Source organism: Aerococcus sp. 150760013-2 (assembly GCF_053627715.1).
Map to the genome: position 1 here is coordinate 39,081 of NZ_JBSEYI010000012.1, position 17,380 is coordinate 56,460.

General features: G+C 39.1%; 16 protein-coding genes. 14 read left to right on the forward strand and 2 right to left on the reverse strand.

The annotated features are described in order from the left end of the window. Nucleotides 1-36 precede the first annotated feature (36 nt). Nucleotides 37-858: a Cof-type HAD-IIB family hydrolase gene (locus ACUW85_RS07490; protein WP_182023529.1), complete on the forward strand. Its 822-nt coding sequence runs from the start codon at nucleotides 37-39 to the stop codon at nucleotides 856-858. Between the two features lie 465 nt (nucleotides 859-1,323). Beyond that, complete coding sequence (gene ftsY, locus ACUW85_RS07495; protein WP_154837541.1) at nucleotides 1,324-2,349, forward strand: signal recognition particle-docking protein FtsY; 1,026 nt, start codon at nucleotides 1,324-1,326, stop codon at nucleotides 2,347-2,349. Between the two features lie 263 nt (nucleotides 2,350-2,612). Here ftsY and ACUW85_RS07500 read toward each other — a convergent pair whose 3' ends face one another. Beyond that, complete coding sequence (locus ACUW85_RS07500) at nucleotides 2,613-3,098, reverse strand: LURP-one-related/scramblase family protein (RefSeq protein ID WP_182023530.1); 486 nt, start codon at nucleotides 3,096-3,098, stop codon at nucleotides 2,613-2,615. 336 nt (nucleotides 3,099-3,434) lie between these two features. Here ACUW85_RS07500 and serC point away from each other — a divergent pair, with 336 nt between their 5' ends. From serC to ACUW85_RS07555, 11 genes are all read left to right on the forward strand, one after another. Continuing rightward, entirely contained in the window at nucleotides 3,435-4,517 is a 1,083-nt protein-coding gene (gene serC, locus ACUW85_RS07505) for a 3-phosphoserine/phosphohydroxythreonine transaminase (RefSeq protein WP_182023531.1), read from the forward strand. 105 nt (nucleotides 4,518-4,622) lie between these two features. Then, the gene (locus ACUW85_RS07510; RefSeq protein WP_048729474.1) at nucleotides 4,623-5,843 is read left to right on the forward strand and encodes a 3-phosphoglycerate dehydrogenase family protein; all 1,221 of its coding nucleotides are present in this window, start codon (nucleotides 4,623-4,625) and stop codon (nucleotides 5,841-5,843) included. 132 nt (nucleotides 5,844-5,975) lie between these two features. Continuing rightward, entirely contained in the window at nucleotides 5,976-6,860 is an 885-nt protein-coding gene (locus ACUW85_RS07515) for an ROK family protein (protein ID WP_182023532.1), read from the forward strand. 268 nt (nucleotides 6,861-7,128) lie between these two features. After that, complete coding sequence (locus ACUW85_RS07520) at nucleotides 7,129-9,912, forward strand: cation-translocating P-type ATPase (protein ID WP_182023533.1); 2,784 nt, start codon at nucleotides 7,129-7,131, stop codon at nucleotides 9,910-9,912. Nucleotides 9,913-10,125: 213 nt separating this feature from the next. Continuing rightward, the gene (locus ACUW85_RS07525) at nucleotides 10,126-10,488 is read left to right on the forward strand and encodes a putative DNA-binding protein (protein ID WP_048729479.1); all 363 of its coding nucleotides are present in this window, start codon (nucleotides 10,126-10,128) and stop codon (nucleotides 10,486-10,488) included. Nucleotides 10,489-10,548: 60 nt separating this feature from the next. Beyond that, on the forward strand, nucleotides 10,549-12,003 hold the full coding sequence (gene ffh, locus ACUW85_RS07530) for a signal recognition particle protein (RefSeq protein ID WP_149358084.1): 1,455 nt from the start codon (nucleotides 10,549-10,551) through the stop codon (nucleotides 12,001-12,003). A 150-nt stretch (nucleotides 12,004-12,153) separates the two neighbouring features. Next, the gene (gene rpsP, locus ACUW85_RS07535; RefSeq protein WP_149256257.1) at nucleotides 12,154-12,441 is read left to right on the forward strand and encodes a 30S ribosomal protein S16; all 288 of its coding nucleotides are present in this window, start codon (nucleotides 12,154-12,156) and stop codon (nucleotides 12,439-12,441) included. 20 nt (nucleotides 12,442-12,461) lie between these two features. Further along, nucleotides 12,462-12,707 (forward strand): KH domain-containing protein, encoded by a 246-nt coding sequence (locus ACUW85_RS07540; RefSeq protein ID WP_182023554.1) that lies wholly within the window; start codon nucleotides 12,462-12,464, stop codon nucleotides 12,705-12,707. Nucleotides 12,708-13,153: 446 nt separating this feature from the next. Next, on the forward strand, nucleotides 13,154-13,729 hold the full coding sequence (gene rimM / locus ACUW85_RS07545; RefSeq protein ID WP_182023534.1) for a ribosome maturation factor RimM: 576 nt from the start codon (nucleotides 13,154-13,156) through the stop codon (nucleotides 13,727-13,729). After that, nucleotides 13,729-14,466, forward strand: a complete 738-nt coding sequence (gene trmD, locus ACUW85_RS07550; protein WP_048729487.1) for a tRNA (guanosine(37)-N1)-methyltransferase TrmD — start codon at nucleotides 13,729-13,731, stop codon at nucleotides 14,464-14,466. The genes rimM and trmD overlap by 1 nt, the downstream gene beginning before the upstream one ends. 117 nt (nucleotides 14,467-14,583) lie before the next feature. Then, the gene (locus ACUW85_RS07555; protein ID WP_182023535.1) at nucleotides 14,584-15,021 is read left to right on the forward strand and encodes a DUF2188 domain-containing protein; all 438 of its coding nucleotides are present in this window, start codon (nucleotides 14,584-14,586) and stop codon (nucleotides 15,019-15,021) included. Nucleotides 15,022-15,090: 69 nt separating this feature from the next. On the opposite strand, the gene ACUW85_RS07560 is transcribed toward ACUW85_RS07555, so the two are convergent. Continuing rightward, on the reverse strand, nucleotides 15,091-16,599 hold the full coding sequence (locus ACUW85_RS07560; protein WP_182023536.1) for a pyruvate kinase: 1,509 nt from the start codon (nucleotides 16,597-16,599) through the stop codon (nucleotides 15,091-15,093). Nucleotides 16,600-16,946: 347 nt separating this feature from the next. Here ACUW85_RS07560 and rplS point away from each other — a divergent pair, with 347 nt between their 5' ends. After that, nucleotides 16,947-17,303, forward strand: coding sequence for a 50S ribosomal protein L19 (gene rplS / locus ACUW85_RS07565; RefSeq protein WP_004262406.1), 357 nt, complete (start codon nucleotides 16,947-16,949; stop codon nucleotides 17,301-17,303). Nucleotides 17,304-17,380: the final 77 nt, after the last annotated feature.

The window sequence follows — 17,380 nt, forward strand, 5'->3', positions numbered from 1 at the left end:
TGTAGAAAATATATTGAACAGAAATATGAGGGCATTATGATTGAATTGATTGCAATTGATTTAGATGGCACTTTGTTACGGAATGATAAGACGATTAGTGAGGGTAACCGTGAAATGATCCGCAAGGCGATTGATAACGGTGTGGATGTCGCCATTTGTACTGGGCGACCACTTGAAGCAATTCAAAATTTCTTGGATACTTTAGCAACCAATACGGCGGATCATTATTCTATCACCTATAACGGCGGGTTAGTTATTCAAAATAAAACCGGCAAAGTAGCTAGCCAAGTAACCATGTCTATGGCGGATGCTAAACGGTTATATGAAGTGATGGCGTCTTTAGAATTGCCACTTGAAGCAGTATTGATTGACGCAGTTTACCAATTCCCATTCCCAGAAAATCATCCAGGTCTTTATCAACAAACAATGAATTTCTTACCATTCAAACAATTTCATATGGACAATTTAGATCCAGAAACAGCTATTTTTAAAGTAGTCGTGAATACAGAAACAGACCATTTAATACGTATGATTGATCAAATTCCAAACTGGGTATATGAAGATTTCGAAGTGATGCGTAGCCATCCTTTCCAATTAGAAATCATGCCTAAAGGAATTGATAAGGGAACTGGTGTGAGTCATTTAGCCGATATTTTAGAATTAACTAAAGACCAAGTGATGGTAATTGGTGACGAGGAGAATGACTTAGCTATGCTTAAGTGGGCAGGCACATCTGTGGTGATGGAAAATGGTCGACCAGATGTAAAAGCGTTCGCAGATTATATCACAGATTCTAATGAAAATGACGGGGTTGCTAAAGCAATTGACCATTTCGTTTTCTTTGAAACAGATAATTAATAGTTATAATAACTATTTTAAATTTCTAAAATTGTAGGTAAGCTGTAGGCTTTCACTACTTCTAGCATTGCCTTAAATACAGTGGGACCGGAATTAGCCGAGGTCTAATTCCTTGTCTGACGATTCATTCTGTAAGGAATAAATTCCAAACAGAATGATATGGGTCAGTCATCCTTTTTCACTGCGAAGGCATGCTAGGATAGTTCCAACCTTATGTTGAACAAGACTGACACTATTTAATACAAGAAGTAGTCAGTACAATAAATTTAAAATTTGTATCATAATGTCAACTTTATCAAATGGCATTTGGTTCTTGAAAATCTGTTTCAATTGTTTTCCATGGATAATATTTTAAAAGTATTCTGGTTGATTATTTTATAATATAGAGTAGGTTCGTTGATATATTACTTGACCTATAGTTTTATGATTACACACGAGATTTTATTTTAGTAAAGGAGTGATACGATGGGATTATTTGACCGTATTAAACGCGCGTTTACGGGTGAGGATGAGATTGTTGAGCAACAGCGTCAATCTGAATCGCCTAGTCAAGAGCAGATTGTCTTTGAAAAGTACGATAAGGGTGTTGAAAAGACACGTCGTTCTTTCTCTGACCGTATGAATGAATTATTTGCTGGTTTCCGTCAAGTGGATGATGAATTTTTTGATGATTTAGAGGAGACTTTCATTTCTTCTGATGTTGGTTTTGACATGACACTTGCCTTATCTGATGCAGTGCGTGAGGAAATACAACGTCGCGGTGCTAGTACTGGGGAGCAAGTAAAAGATGTCATCATTGAAAAAATGGTGGAGATTTACGACAAAGGTGGCGAGCCGAATGTTGAAATCAATGAAAACCCAGATGGCCCAACAGTTGTTTTATTTGTTGGGGTGAACGGTGTCGGGAAAACAACTACCATTGGGAAAATGGCTTACCAATTAAAACAAGATGGTAAAAAAGTCTTGCTTGCTGCAGGGGATACGTTCCGTGCGGGTGCGATTGAACAATTAGAAGAATGGGCACGCCGTATTGATGTACCAATCGTGACTGGTAAAGCGCAAGGAGACCCAGCTTCTGTGGCTTTTGACGCTGCTAAAACTGCGCGTGAAGGTGTCTACGACTACTTATTAGTAGATACAGCTGGACGACTACAAACTAAAATTAATCTAATGAACGAATTAGATAAAATGAAACGTATCTTGACACGGGAATTACCTGGATCACCCCATGAAATATTATTGGTACTCGATGCAACAACGGGGCAAAATGCCTTAGTACAAGCTAAAGAGTTTGATAAGACTGTAGATATTGACGGTATTGTCTTAACGAAACTTGATGGGACTGCCAAGGGTGGCGTGATTTTTGCAATTCGTTATGAGATGGATATTCCCGTTAAATTTATCGGACTTGGTGAAAAAGTCGATGACCTGCAAGTGTTTGATGCAGAGAAATTCATTTACCAATTAATTAAAGATGTTGTAGAAGTTTAACTTTAATAGATAGCAATAGACTAACTTAAGCCATAGATGAATGGTCAAGTTAGTCTATTTTTTAATGAATCGTTGCATTTAATTTGACAATTGAAGCCATAAAAAATAGGCCTGGAATGAGAGCAGGTCTGTTTGTATTGAAGAAAAAAATTAAGCTGTTGAGCTAAAGTGAACGGATGTACTGAAAATTGTTGGGGTGTATTTTCAGTACACCTCTGTTATAGCGATTTCAGCTTAGGAATAGGTCATCAGTTTTACGTTTCTCAACCAGATTGTTGCTTGTCTCGGATAGTATCAATCGCAAGAATAATCGCGAGGACAATAATGGGGTCTACTTGAGTATCATCAATCGTAATTTCAAACGTATCTGACCAAGATAGCATTTTTGCTTTAACCTCCGCAATTGTCTGATTTTTTTCATCTGTAATGACATATTGCCAACCTAAAAAGTCTCCTTGAATTGTCCATCCAATATCTTCAATGGTCATTTTGGTTTTAAATAAGGTCATTTTTTGTTGGATAGTAGCTATATAATCATTGCCTTTGTAGACCTTTAGGTGGGTTAAAAAGCGAAAAGGCGATTCTTTAACATAAGCCAGTTCCACATTTGTTAGGGCATCATAAATCCGTAATTGGCGACCAACTGAAAATAATTTGCTAGATACACGAAATAGGGGTGTTTGATTGTGGTCGTAAATATTAAAATCCTGCTTCAACGAAAATAACTTTTGCTTCATATACAATTTCATGTTCCCATCCCCTTACACATCTTTTTATAAAATGATAACTTATAAAATTTAGAAAGGACAATATATGTACTAATTGGTTAGAAATCAGTATCTTTTCTATTTTTTAATTTACGAACTTTAATATAATTGATTTGTGAAATACGGGTTTATTAACGTACAAAACTCTTAAAATTAAAGATTATATTCTGTTTTTATATGCACAAAGTGTTATTCGGATAAAAAATGAGAGAAAAATAAGTTGAGATTAGGGTAGATTAAAATTAGATGAAAGCATATAATAGTGGTGACGATGTGAAGTCGTTCAAAATATGTAAACCAATAGATGGAGGAAATTAAATGACAACTGTTTATAATTTCTCAGCCGGTCCGGCAGTATTGCCCAAGGCTGTATTAGAACAAGCACAAGCGGAACTTTTAAATTACAACGGTACAGAAATGTCCGTGATGGAATTGAGTCACCGCTCTTCCTCCTTCGTTGATATTATCGAACGAGCTGAACAACTACTACGCGATTTGATGCACATTCCTGAACACTATAAAGTTTTATTCTTACAGGGCGGTGCAACACAGCAATTCACAATGGTACCAGCAAACCTTGCGAAAGGACAAAAGACTCAATATGTGAATACTGGTTCATGGGCTACAAAAGCTATTAAAGCAGCCGAAAATTTAGATGATGTGTCGGTTGATGTCATTGCATCTTCTAAGGCAAAGGGGTTCACAGCAGTTCCAGAAATTACTGCTGAAGCTGTTGATCCAGAAGCTGCTTACTTACATATCACAACTAACGAAACAATTGGTGGTGTTACATTCCGTGATGTTCCTACTTTTGATGAGGTGACTTTAGTAGCGGATATGTCATCTAATATTTTAGCGAATGACTATAAAGTAGAAGATTTCGGTTTAATTTATGCGGGTGCTCAAAAGAACTTGGGACCTTCAGGGGTTACAATTGTTATTGTACGTGAAGATTTACTGAAAGAAGATAAAGCCTTACCAGACTTCTTCTCTTATGCAACACAAGCAGACAAAGGTTCTATGATTAATACACCACCAACATTTGCAGTTTATATGGTTGGATTGGTATTAGAATGGGTAGCAGCACAAGGCGGACAAGAAGCAATGTATGCGAATGCTAAAGAACGTGCGAACTTATTGTATGACTACATTGATCAATCTGATTTATTTGTAAATCATGTAAAAGTAGAAAACCGTTCATTAACCAATATACCATTCTTAACGAATGATCCTGAATTAGATAAGAAATTTATCGCTGAAGCGGATGCTGCTGGATTCAAACAATTAAAAGGTCACCGTTCAGTGGGTGGTATGCGCGCTAGTTTATATAATGCTTTCCCATTAGAAGGGGTTAAAGCACTAGTAGCATTTATGAAAGCATTTGAAGAAGAAAATAAATAGTCTGTCAACGACTTAAATAGTCGGCTTACAATGTAATGAGCGTAATCAACCGACATGTAACCGGATGTTGTGCCCGCTTTGAAGTATGGAGGAATTATTTAACAAATGGAATTAAAAGATAAAGTTTATCAATTAACGACTTATAATGCGATCGCTGCTGAGGGTATGGAACGTTTCGAACGAGCAAAATATGCCATTAATGAAAATGATGATCCAGATGCATTGATTTTGCGTTCAAAAAATCTGCATGATATGACATTTAACGATTCATTAAAAGCGATTGCGCGAGCTGGTGCGGGTACAAATAATATCCCAACTCAACGTGCTACTGAGGCGGGGATTGTTGTCTTCAACACCCCTGGTGCGAATGCGAATGCGGTTAAAGAGTTAGTGCTAGCTAATTTATTATTATCTGTTCGTCCTATTTTACAAGGACATGAATGGATACAAAATTACAAGTTTGGTCCAGATGATGATGTTGAAGCGATTGTTGAAGCGAACAAGAAACAATTTGCTGGAAATGAATTAGAAGGTAAGAAACTAGGTATTATCGGTTTAGGTGCTATTGGTGCTATGATCGCTAACGATGCTTACCGTTTAGGGATTGAAGTGTATGGTTATGACCCATATGTGTCTGTGGATACTGCCTGGAGTATTTCGCGTCGTGTTAACCGTGTGATGGAATTAGATGATTTATTAAAAATCTGTGATTTTATTACTGTTCACGTACCTTTAATGGACTCAACTCGTGGTATGATTGGCGAACGTGAGTTGGCTATGATGAAAGAAGATGTGCAATTATATAACTTTGCTCGTGGTCCGATTGTAGATAAAGAAGCAGTTTTAAAAGCTGTTAATGACAACCGTATTGGTGGTTATACTACGGACTTTGCGGATGCAGATTTATTACACAATGAAAAAATCCGTGTGTTACCACATTTAGGTGCCTCTACTGAGGAAGCAGAAATCAATTGTGCCCGTATGGCAGCTGGAAACTTAAAACGCTTTTTACAGACAGGGGATATTGTAAATTCAGTTAACTTCCCATCTGTACAAATGAGCTTTAATTCACCAGTTCGTATCACAATTATTAATCGTAACATTCCAAACATGATTGGTAAGATTTCAACTTTCGTGGCGGAACAAGGAATGAATATTGCGAATATGGTGAACCGTGGTCGTGGTGACTTTGCATATACATTGGTTGATTTAGAGGAATTAGATTATGAGAAAGTTGAGCGTTTAGTCGCAAGATTAGAAGAGATCCCAGATATTGTTCGTGTACGTGCAATTGAGCATCCCGGTCAATTCTTTGAAGAAGTTTAAGTTATCGGGTAGATTTTATAGCTAAAACAAATTTGTAGAGAGGCGGTCACAAAAGTGTCGGCCTCTCTTTTTATAATAGTAGCAAGTATTGTATAATATGGGAAAAGATTACAACAATGGAGGCAATTAATCATGACAAGAGATTTATTATATGGTGGTATAGAGGCTGGTGGCACGAAGTTTATCTGTGCGGTAGCTGACGAAGACTTAAATATTATTGACCAAGTGCGTATTGATACAACAGTTCCAGAAGAAACCATGGGTGAAGTAAAAACTTTCTTTGATCAATATGAAGTGGCAAGTTTTGGTATTTCATCTTTTGGCCCAATCGACATCAATCATGACTCGCCAACTTATGGTTATATCACCTCAACGCCAAAATTGCCTTGGCAAAATTATGATTTTGTTGGGCAAATGAAAGCGTGGTTTGGTGATAAACCGATTGCTTGGACAACGGATGTAAATGGCGCATCACTTGCTGAAAACACGATGGGTGCTGCAAAAGGTGCTAACTCTTGCCTTTATTTAACCATTGGGACTGGTGTTGGTGGTGGTTTCTCTATGAACGGGGAAATTTACCATGCACATAGTCATCCGGAAATGGGCCATATTAAAGTTGCTCAAGACCCTCATGACCACTTTGAAGGGGCTTGTCCATTCCATGGTAATTGTATTGAAGGACTTGTGTCAGGACCTGCCATTGAAAAACGGACAGGTATTAAAGGTGCTGACTTACCTTCAGATCATGAAGTTTGGGACTATGTGGCAAATTATTTAGGGCAAGCGATTGCAAATTATACTTTAACTTTAGCGCCGGAACGCGTCGTACTAGGTGGTGGCGTGATGCATCAAGATCAATTATTGGATAAGATTCGTACACAAGTAGAAAAAGCGCTTGCTAATTATGTTAAATTGCCAGCAATGACAGATTATATCCAGTTACCTAAGCTAGGTGACAATGCTGGGATTACTGGTTCACTGCTATTAGCGAAACGTGCTTTAAAAGATGTACAATAGGCAGATGATTGAAAGATAGCGGTCCTAATTTTATAGGTATAGGTTCTTGAATAGGATGAGCTAGAAAGTAGTTCCGCTAATGAAGTCAGATATATATAAGGTTGGAAGTCATCTTCCAGCCTTTTTTTGGTAGGAAGCATTTATGATTGAGATTAGCTATGGCTAAAAATGTCGTTTTCGCAAGTTGAATCATTTTTAATGGATAAAATATTATGTTAACATAATATGTAAATAGAGCTGAACGTTCTATTAAAGAAAGGATGAGGCGATGAGCAAAAACATTTATCAAAAAAAGTTACAAGAGGTCATTGATGAATTAGAAACATCGAAGACTGAAGGATTGAGTGACCAGGAAGTTTCTGAACGTTTAGAAACTTATGGGGAAAATAAGTTACAAGAATCGGATAGTAAGTCTAAGTGGGAGATCCTATTAGATAATTTAAATAACATTATCGTTTATTTACTAGCCGTCGCAGCCATAATTTCAATTGCAATGGGTGATTGGATTGAAGCTATAGCCGTGATGCTGGCCGTTCTCATTTCGGTGCTGACTGGATATTTTGTAGAAACTAAAGCCCAAAAGTCTGTGGAAGCCTTGCAAAATATGGTCAATACTAGTGTACATGTGATCCGAAACGGAGAAGAGATTGAAATTGATTCTTCTCAGTTAGTCCCAGGAGACGTGATGGTTCTTGGTGAAGGAGACGCGATTGCTGCAGATGGTCGTTTGCTTACAAGCAACAACTTTGCAGTCATGGAAGCGTCATTGACCGGTGAATCTGAAGCTGTGGACAAGGACCCAGATGCGACTTACGACGAAGAAGAGTCAATTGGTGACCGGTTAAATATGGTCTTTTCAGGTACTGCAGTGACGCGTGGTAAGGCGCAAGTTATTGTAACTGGTACTGGAATGGAAACTGAAGTTGGTCGTATTTCTGAAATGATGACGGGTGAAAAGGACATGCAAACCCCGTTAGACAAAGAGGTTGACCAATTAGGTAAAGCCTTGATTGTCGTAGCTTTCATAGCAGCAGCTTTAGTAGTTGCTATTGGTTTATTCAACGGCAACCCGCCAAGCGAAATCTTACATATTGCAGTAATCCTTGCGGTAGCAGCAATCCCTGAAGCTATGCCAGCTGTTCAAACCATTACCTTATCAAATGGTATGCAGACAATGGCTAAACACCAGGCCTTGGTTAAAACACTTTCTGCAGTTGAAACCTTAGGTGCTACGTCGATCATAGCGTCAGATAAGACGGGTACATTAACAGAAAATCAAATGATGGTTGAAAGTATCATTATTAAAAATGATGCCCAATATGAAGTTTCAGGTTCAGGCTATACACCTGAAGGCGATATTACAAAAGATGCGGAAAAAGTAACTTTCGATATTGATTCAATTGAAGATGTTGACGATTTAAGCGACAACAAGGCTGTCTTATTGAAATTGATTACGGACGGTTACTTGTCATCTGATGCCCGTTTAATCGAACGTGATCAACTAGATGATGAAGAAGCAGCTGAATTAGAAGACGAAGATAATCAAGACCCATATACCATTAAAGGTGACCCAACAGATGGTGCCTTAACGGTATTAGGCCATAAAGTCGGTCTATCACCACAGTGGGAAAAAGACAATGACTACAAACTTGTCCAAGAAATTCCATTTGATTCTGAGAAGAAATATATGGCAGCACTTTACCAATTTCCAAATAACATCCACCGCCTAATCGTAAAAGGTGCTATGGATGTGGTCCTAGATTTAGTGGCAACTGAAAACGGTGAAGAAGATTTCTGGCAAGAGAAGAATGACGACCTGACAGCAGACGGTAACCGTGTAATTGCCTTGGCTTCATATACCCTTAAAGACCAAGGGGACGCGGATAAAGTCGCTGACGACATGGAAGCTTGGTTGGACAACAATACAGACAAGCTAACCATGGACGGATTATTCGGTATCATTGACCCGCCACGTCAAGACGTGAAAGATGCTATTGCCCAAACACAAGCGGCCGGTATCCAGGTGAAAATGATTACAGGAGATCACCCAAGAACCGCATCTGTTATTGCCCGCGATATTGGGATTGAAAACCATGAAAATACCATGACTGGTAAAGAATTGGATGCGATCCATGAGGAAAAAGACTTTATCGACAAAATTCGCGATGTGGCCGTATTTGCCCGCGTATCACCAGAAAACAAGTTACAAATTGTTCGTGCCTTCCAAGATTCAGGGGACGTTGTGGCGATGACAGGTGACGGGGTTAACGATGCGCCGGCCTTAAACGGTGCTGATATCGGTGTCGCTATGGGTATTCGTGGTACTGAGGTTGCTAAAGAAGCTTCTGACATGATTTTAACCGATGATGCTTTTGGTACGATTGTGGACGCGGTTCGTGAAGGACGTATCATTTTTGAAAATATCAAAAAATACATTTCCTTCTTATTCGCATGTAACATGGTAGAGATTGTGGCAATCCTAACGACGATTGTCTTTATGTTACCAATGCCAATTCAACCACTACACATCTTATTCTTAAACCTATTAGTAGATATTGGTCCAGCGATTGCTTTAGCCTATGAAAAAGCAGAAGCAAATGTTATGGAACATCCACCAAGAAATCCGGAATCTGGTTTAGTCAATAAGACATTCTTAAGTCGGATTATCATCTCAGGTGTGATCATTGGTCTAGGTGCCTTCGGGGTATTCTACCTATTCCATAATATCTTTGGTATGAGCTTAACTTATGCACAAACTGCGACATTTACTTACATGGCAATTGCGCAATTGTTCCATATCTTAAACGTTCGTCGTTTATCAGGATTTGGACTTGATAAGACCTTCTTCCAAAACAAACTACTATTAGCCGCAATGGCCTTCTCAGTAGTCCTACAATTATTGGTTGTTTATGTACCGTTCTTAAACAATGTCTTTGGTACAGAACCATTAACACTAACGACATGGGGTATTATCCTTGCAATCGTGTTAGTGATTACGGGGCTCGTATATGTAGTGAAAAAATTAGCTGGATTGAAAGATCCAGAAGCTTAATAATTAAGGCAAGCACGTAATCGGGGGGCTAAATTTAGCCTCCGATTTTTTTTATATTGTGAATAAAGTATATCAAATACTTGAAGTTGATAACCGATAAAAACGACTAAAGGACTTGGGTCATATCGTTGATTCAATAAGTTTGATAGTGTATACTAAACACTTGTAAAGGAAAACTGCTTGACAAATTTTAGACAGATAGAAGAGGCTTAGATGGAGATTCAAAAAACAAATGAAATGAATACCCTATTGATTTTTTATGGGGATTTATTAACTGAAAAGCAACGTGTTTATATTGAACTGTACTATGCTGAAGATTTTTCTTTAGGGGAAATCGCAGAACATTTTGATGTGTCTAGACAAGCAGTTTATGACAACATTCGACGGACAGAAAAAAGTTTGTTGAAATATGAAAATCATTTGCACTTGGCGCGTGATTATTATGCGCGTGAAGCGGTAGGGGAAAAGATGGCTGCCTATGTAGCGAAAAAATACCCAGATGATACGCAACTAGCAGACTATATGAAGCAATTAATTGCGATCGATAACCGTGATGAAGTAAGTGAAGAATTTTAACAAATAAGCATCCGAATTGAATGCTTAAGATGAATGAATAAATAAGGAGTGTTACCAAGAATGGCTTTCGAAAGTTTATCGGATAGGCTACAAGGCGCTGTCCAAACGATGGGTAAGAAGGGTAAAATTACCGAGGGCGATTTAAAAGAAATGATGCGTGAAGTGCGTCTGGCTTTACTAGAAGCTGACGTGAACTTTAAAGTCGTGAAAGATTTTGTGAAACGTGTCAATGAACGTGCGCTAAACAGTGAGGTATTGCAATCACTATCGCCAGCGCAACAAGTCGTGAAGATTGTTAACGACGAATTAACTGACCTAATGGGTGGAGAACACGAAGATATTCAATTCGCAACCACACCACCAACCGTGATTATGATGGCGGGGCTTCAAGGTGCCGGGAAAACGACTACCGTTGGTAAGTTAGCGGCCTTCTTGAAGAAAAATGACCACAAGAAACCATTATTAGTAGCCGGTGATATTTACCGTCCAGCTGCTATCAACCAATTACAAACAATTGGTCAGCAATTAGACTTACCAGTCTTTACTTTAGGTGACCAAGTAAGTCCAGTTGAGATTGCGACTCAAGCGATTGAACATGCTAAAATGAATGGCCATGACCTAGTCTTCATCGATACGGCCGGTCGTCTACAAATTGACGAACGGTTAATGACTGAGTTAAAAGATATAAAAGCAGCCGTTAATCCGGATGAAATCTTATTAACTGTTGACTCGATGACTGGTCAAGAAGCAGCCAACGTTGCTAAGGCCTTTGACGAAGAGTTGGATATCACAGGGGTTGTCTTAACGAAATTAGATGGTGACACCCGTGGTGGTGCGGCCTTATCTATCGTTTCTGTAACTGGTAAACCGATTAAATTTACGGGTACTGGTGAAAAATTAAACGAGATTGAGCGCTTCTACCCAGACCGTATGTCTAACCGAATTTTAGGTATGGGGGATATGTTAACCCTTATCGAGAAAGCCCAAGCTGAGTTTGATGAAAATGAAGCAGAAGCGATGGCAGCTAAGATGCGCGAAAATACCTACGACTTCAATGATTTCATTAAAAACATGGACCAGATGAACAAGATGGGTTCTATGAAAGATATCTTGAAGATGATTCCAGGTATGAATAAAATGGGTAACTTGGACGACTTGAATGTTGATCCAAAACAAATGGCGCAAACCAAAGCCATGATTCAATCTATGACCCCGTATGAGCGTGAAAATCCAGATTCTATCAACCAATCACGCCGCCGTCGTATCGCCAAAGGGTCAGCGACTACACTGCAAGAAGTGAACCGTTTAATTAAACAATTTAACGAGTCACGTAAAATCATGTCAGCTATGTCTAACGGCAACATGGGTGCTCTTCAAAACATGATGGGTGGCCTAGGTGGCGGTGGCTTCGGTGGATTTGGAGGCGGTGGCAACCGTAACCAGAATCGCGTCGCTGAATTACAAGCCAAACAAATGGCCCGCAAGCTGAAAAAAGCTAAGAAAAAAGGGAAATAAACCTTTTTTCGACCTCAGGGAAAAATAAATTTGCCCTGTAAAGAGAAAATACTTTACAAGCTGACAAAAACTTGTTATCATGTTTACTTGTGATGAGCTTTTAAGGCTTTAAATATATAAAAACACTTAATTTTTAGGAGGAACTTACTCATGGCAGTAAAAATTCGTTTAAAACGTATGGGATCTAAACGTAACCCATTCTACCGTATCGTTGCAGCAGACGCACGTGCACCACGTGATGGTCGTATCATTGAAAAAATTGGTACTTACAACCCAACAACTCAACCAGAAACTATCGAGTTAGATGAAGCGTTAGCTTTAAAATGGTTAAAAGATGGTGCGCAACCAACTGATACAGTTCGTGACATTTTATCTCGTCAAGGCGTTATGAAAAAACACCACGAAAACAAATTAGAAGCTAAAGCAGCTAACAAATAAGCGTAAACACTATGAATGATATGCCAAATATTGAAGATTTATTGCTAACAATTGTGAAACCATTGGTGAATCATCCTGATGAAATCCAATTGCACATTGTTGATGGAGATGAATTTTTAGAATACCATTTGTTGCTACATCCTGATGATGTAGGCCGGGTGATTGGCAAGGGTGGCCGCGTTGCAAATGCAATCCGTACAATTATCTATTCAGTCCGAGTAGAAGGACCAAAGAGAATTCGCTTGGTAATTGATAAAGAAGATTAAACAGGGTGTAAGAGTCGACGTTCAGAAAGAAAACGTTGGAAGATTAGAGCAGTAGCTGACGAAGTCAGTTACAATCTAATCTGAAACGCAGTTCTTTCTTGGAGACTCGAACCCGACTAAACAGGGTGCGATAGGTGAGCTCAACTTCACAATGTGTGATAGTGGAGCTCACCTTTTAATTGGGTTTAGACAAAGTTTGTAACAAAGTAATCCGCTTTTTAAGGGCGTAGACAGAAATGTCTGCGTCTTTTTTGTATGCTTTTATTGTAGCCATTAACTGCACTGTCTTGGTTTTTACGGTGTATTCATGTAAAATAAGACTGACGTTTGACCATGATGGTTTGTTTATATGGCTATCGTGGTTGCTAAAATGTGAGGCGTGTCCTTTTTATCACAAGAGGTTTGATACTAGAGGATAGGCACGTAAAGAAGGGAAGGCAATAGATATGGTGAAGATTGAGGGCATGGCTGAAGAGCAGTATTATTTGGTCGGGAAAATCGTGAATACGCAGGCCTTACGCGGTGAAGTGCGTGTGATGGCGACAACTGATTTCCCGGAAGAACGCTTTAAAATTGGCGCGACTTTGGCAATTTTTAACGACGATAAATTGGTTGAAATGGTTGAGGTGGATGGTCACCGCCTACATAAGAATTTCAATCTCCTACATTTTAAAGGTAAGGATAATATTAATGATGTAGAAAAATTCAAAGGATTTGATTTGAAGGTTGCGGGCACTGAGCGCGAGGCGGACGAATTGGATGAGAATGAATTTTATTATGATGACATTATTGGCCTAGAAGTCTATACGACTGATGAGATTTATCTAGGCAAGGTGCGTGAGATTACGTCACTACCGTCTAATGATGTGTGGGCTATTCAGCGTCCAAATAAAGGGAAAGATATTTTGATTCCTTATATTGAAGATATTGTGTTAGAGATTGATTTGGATGATAACCGAGTTGTGATTGACCCGATGGATGGTCTGATTGATGATGTGGACGCGGAAAAGGGTGACGCCTAATGCAGATTGATGTATTAAGCCTTTTTCCAGAGATGTTTGAAGGTCCAATGAACACGTCAATTATTGGGAAGGCCCAGGAAAAAGGGGTGGCCAATATTGATGTGACGGACTTTCGTAAGTTTGCAGTAAACAAACACGGGCATGTGGACGATTATCCTTATGGCGGTGGTGCTGGGATGTTGCTACGGGTGGATCCGATTAATGATGCCTTAGAAGAAATTGAGGGTAAACATCCTGATACTAAAAAACGGGTGATTTTGATGGATCCAGCTGGCGAAACTTTTACGCAGAAACATGCGGAATCATTTGCTGAAGATGACCATTTAATTTTTATTTGTGGCCACTACGAAGGCTACGACGAGCGGATTCGGTCATATGTGACCGATGAAATTTCGGTTGGAGACTATGTACTTACTGGTGGCGAATTAGGGGCTATGATTGTGATTGACGCTACTGTCCGCTTGCTTGAAGATGCGGTGGGTAACGAGGAATCGATTACGGGTGACTCCTTCTCGACTGGTTTGTTAGAGTATCCACAATATACTCGCCCAGCTGAATACAAAGGAATGACTGTGCCGGATGTGTTGATGTCTGGTAACCATGCTAAGATTGCTGACTGGAAGGGGAAAGAATCATTACGCCGGACCTATGAACGTCGGCCAGATATGTTAGAAAATTACCCATTAACCGACCAACAGGCTAAATGGTTAGAAGAAATTAAAGCAGAAACTGAGTAGGACTGTTAAGAGTGGTCCATTGTGTGGTCCTCAGTTTCAAACTAACTTCAACATGGGTTTCTTTTTTATTTGTTCACTATTCTTGATACAATATGAGTTAAGAATGGAGATGATGTTATGCCATGGAATATGCAAGATTATCCTAACAACTTAAAAAACTTTGATGAGGTTGAACGAAAGAAGATCATTGAGATCATGAATGCTATGGAAGCTTCAGGTTACAAAGAGGAAGATTTAATACCAATTGCAATCCAACAAGGTAAAGAATGGTATCAGAATGCTTCTGATAAAGAGATTTCGGAAGTTAAACAGGCAACCAATCCCAAAAAGAGCGATAAGCATGATACTGAATCGGCCAATCCTGATTTGATGGATGAGGACGTTCAAGTGAAGTTTGATCATGAGCATGCACAATGGCAGGTGATTACCGTGAAGGCAAAACGCGCTGCGGATACTTTTGATTTAAAAGAGGATGCTATGAATCGGGCTAAGGAAATTGCTGATAACAAAGGAACAAAAGTAATTGCTTATACCAAGGATGGTAAGCGACAATAACAATCAAAATGCTGTAGTTAGACATTATAAAACACCTACCTTTAGGTTATTAGAGGTAGGTGTTTATTTTTATTCGAAAATGGTATTGGCTACGTTCAATTGTTTCATTAAGGCAGTCTTTTTGAATTGGTGTTCATCAATGTCTTCTAAAATTGACCGTAAGAGGTTGATCCCTTCGAGGATATGTTCACCTTTATTTAACATGACACATTCAGCTCGTGACCCCATAGACACATCTGAAATTTCAGCCCTGGAAGGTACACCTGATTTTACCAAGGATTCAAGGACCTGGGTGGCCCAAATTACAGGGATTTGTGCAGCCTCGCAGAACCAAAGAATTTCTTCTTGGACAACAGATAGTCGTAGATAGCCGACTTCTACAGCTAAGTCTCCTCTAGCGATCATAATGCCTGTTGGTCGGTAGCGGTTTGCTTCGATAATGATATTGATGAGGTTCTCAAAACCAGAAACGGTTTCTAGTTTGATAGTTGCCAATTTATCTTGGTCCTCGGTTACTTTTTCTGCCATTACCTGATTGATATGACGAACGTCGTCTAAGTCGTGGACAAAGGAGAAGCCGATAACATCAGCAGCTTCTTTAGAAAAAGCCAAATCATCGATATCTTTATCGGTTAATACAGGGATATTTAACTCACGATCAGGGAAGTTGATGCCTTTCGTGGCTTTCACTTTCTTACCGTTTGATGCCATTTGGGTGATGCGAATTTTTACCCCTTCAGGATAAGTTTTTTGGACTTTACCTATAATTTTACCATCATCAAGTGACACCGCCTCATCAACCTTTAAATCTTGAATAATTTCTGGGATTGGACAGGATAAGACAATTTCACAATCATAAAAATCTTTTAATACCGTATCGCTTGTGAGGAAAAAACTATCTCCCTCATAAAGCTTGGGGTTTTGTAGGGTAGTATAGATGGCTTGAATTCGTACTTTAGGACCAGCAATGTCGGTAAAAATTTTAATATCGCGCTCGTATTTCTTGCCAGCTTGATGAATATTTTCAACCATTTTCCGCCAAGTAGATACATCATCATGGGCACAGTTAATACGGGCTACGTCTAAACCAGCCTTTACCATTTGATCAACTAGGTCTTGGTCAGTGGCGGCTTCATTGGGCATGGTGACCATGATGCGTGAATAGCGGTTGTTAGCTCCTTGGCCAAAGAAATCTTTGGTGAGTTGGTCAAGTGTAGACCCGTGCCCTTGACTGGTTTTCGTCATATGTTCAGGAATGTCAACTGCAGGCATGTCCGCACTTTTGGCGAGATGATAAGCGACTAAATCAAGGGTAGCTAATACATGGCCTTCGAGACGACCGAGTGAAGAAAGACCAAGATTTCCCAGTTTTAATTGTAGGCTGCGGATATCTCGGCGACGAAGGGCAACATAATAGGCAAAATTTAAGGCTGCTTCTTTAAAATCTTCACGGAGGGTGGAAGGATCCCAGGATGCATAAATTTGTTGGCCATCCTTATAGACGTTTTTACGTAAATCGGATACTTCTAAATATAAATCTTTATAGATATTATTTATTTGTGTTTTATCGTTTGTCATCACTTTGTCTCCTTTAGCACTGATTTGTAACCGTTTCCTATTCACCTATCATTGTATCGTGAACACGAGTAACTGACAAATATTTGTTTGTGTGATTGGGATGATTTATTGAAACGATTCCTATTAAGGATACTTAGTCTGAAGATGTTACTTTAGAATAAAGCAGACGAGTGATCGCAAACCCTTATATAGGACTCCCACTATTTATAACAAGAAACTTTCAACTTTCTATTTACAATAAGTGATAAATTTGATATACTATTAAAGGTGTTGTTTCAACACATACTTTATGATATTCCGCTGTGGCAAAACTGCCATATGAGTGTTGTTGGAAGGAGAGAATCTAAATGAGTAATTTAATTGATCAAATCACTTCAGAACAACTACGTAACGATGTACCTGACTTCCGTCCTGGTGACACTGTTCGTGTACACGCGAAAGTTGTTGAGGGTGAACGTGAACGTATCCAGTTATTTGACGGTGTTGTTATCCAACGTCGTGGTGCTGGTATCAGCGAAACTTATACAGTTCGTAAAATTTCTAACGGTGTTGGTGTTGAACGTACTTTCCCAGTACATACGCCACGCGTAGCTAAAATTGAAGTATTACGTGAAGGTAAAGTTCGTCGTGCTAAATTGTTCTACTTACGTGACTTACATGGTAAGGCTGCACGTATTCCAGAACGTCGCCGTAAACAAAAATAATGCTACCACAGTAGCTATACAGAGAATCCCAATCGAGCTTTTTCTTGGTTGGGATTTTTTTATTTAGATATATTTAA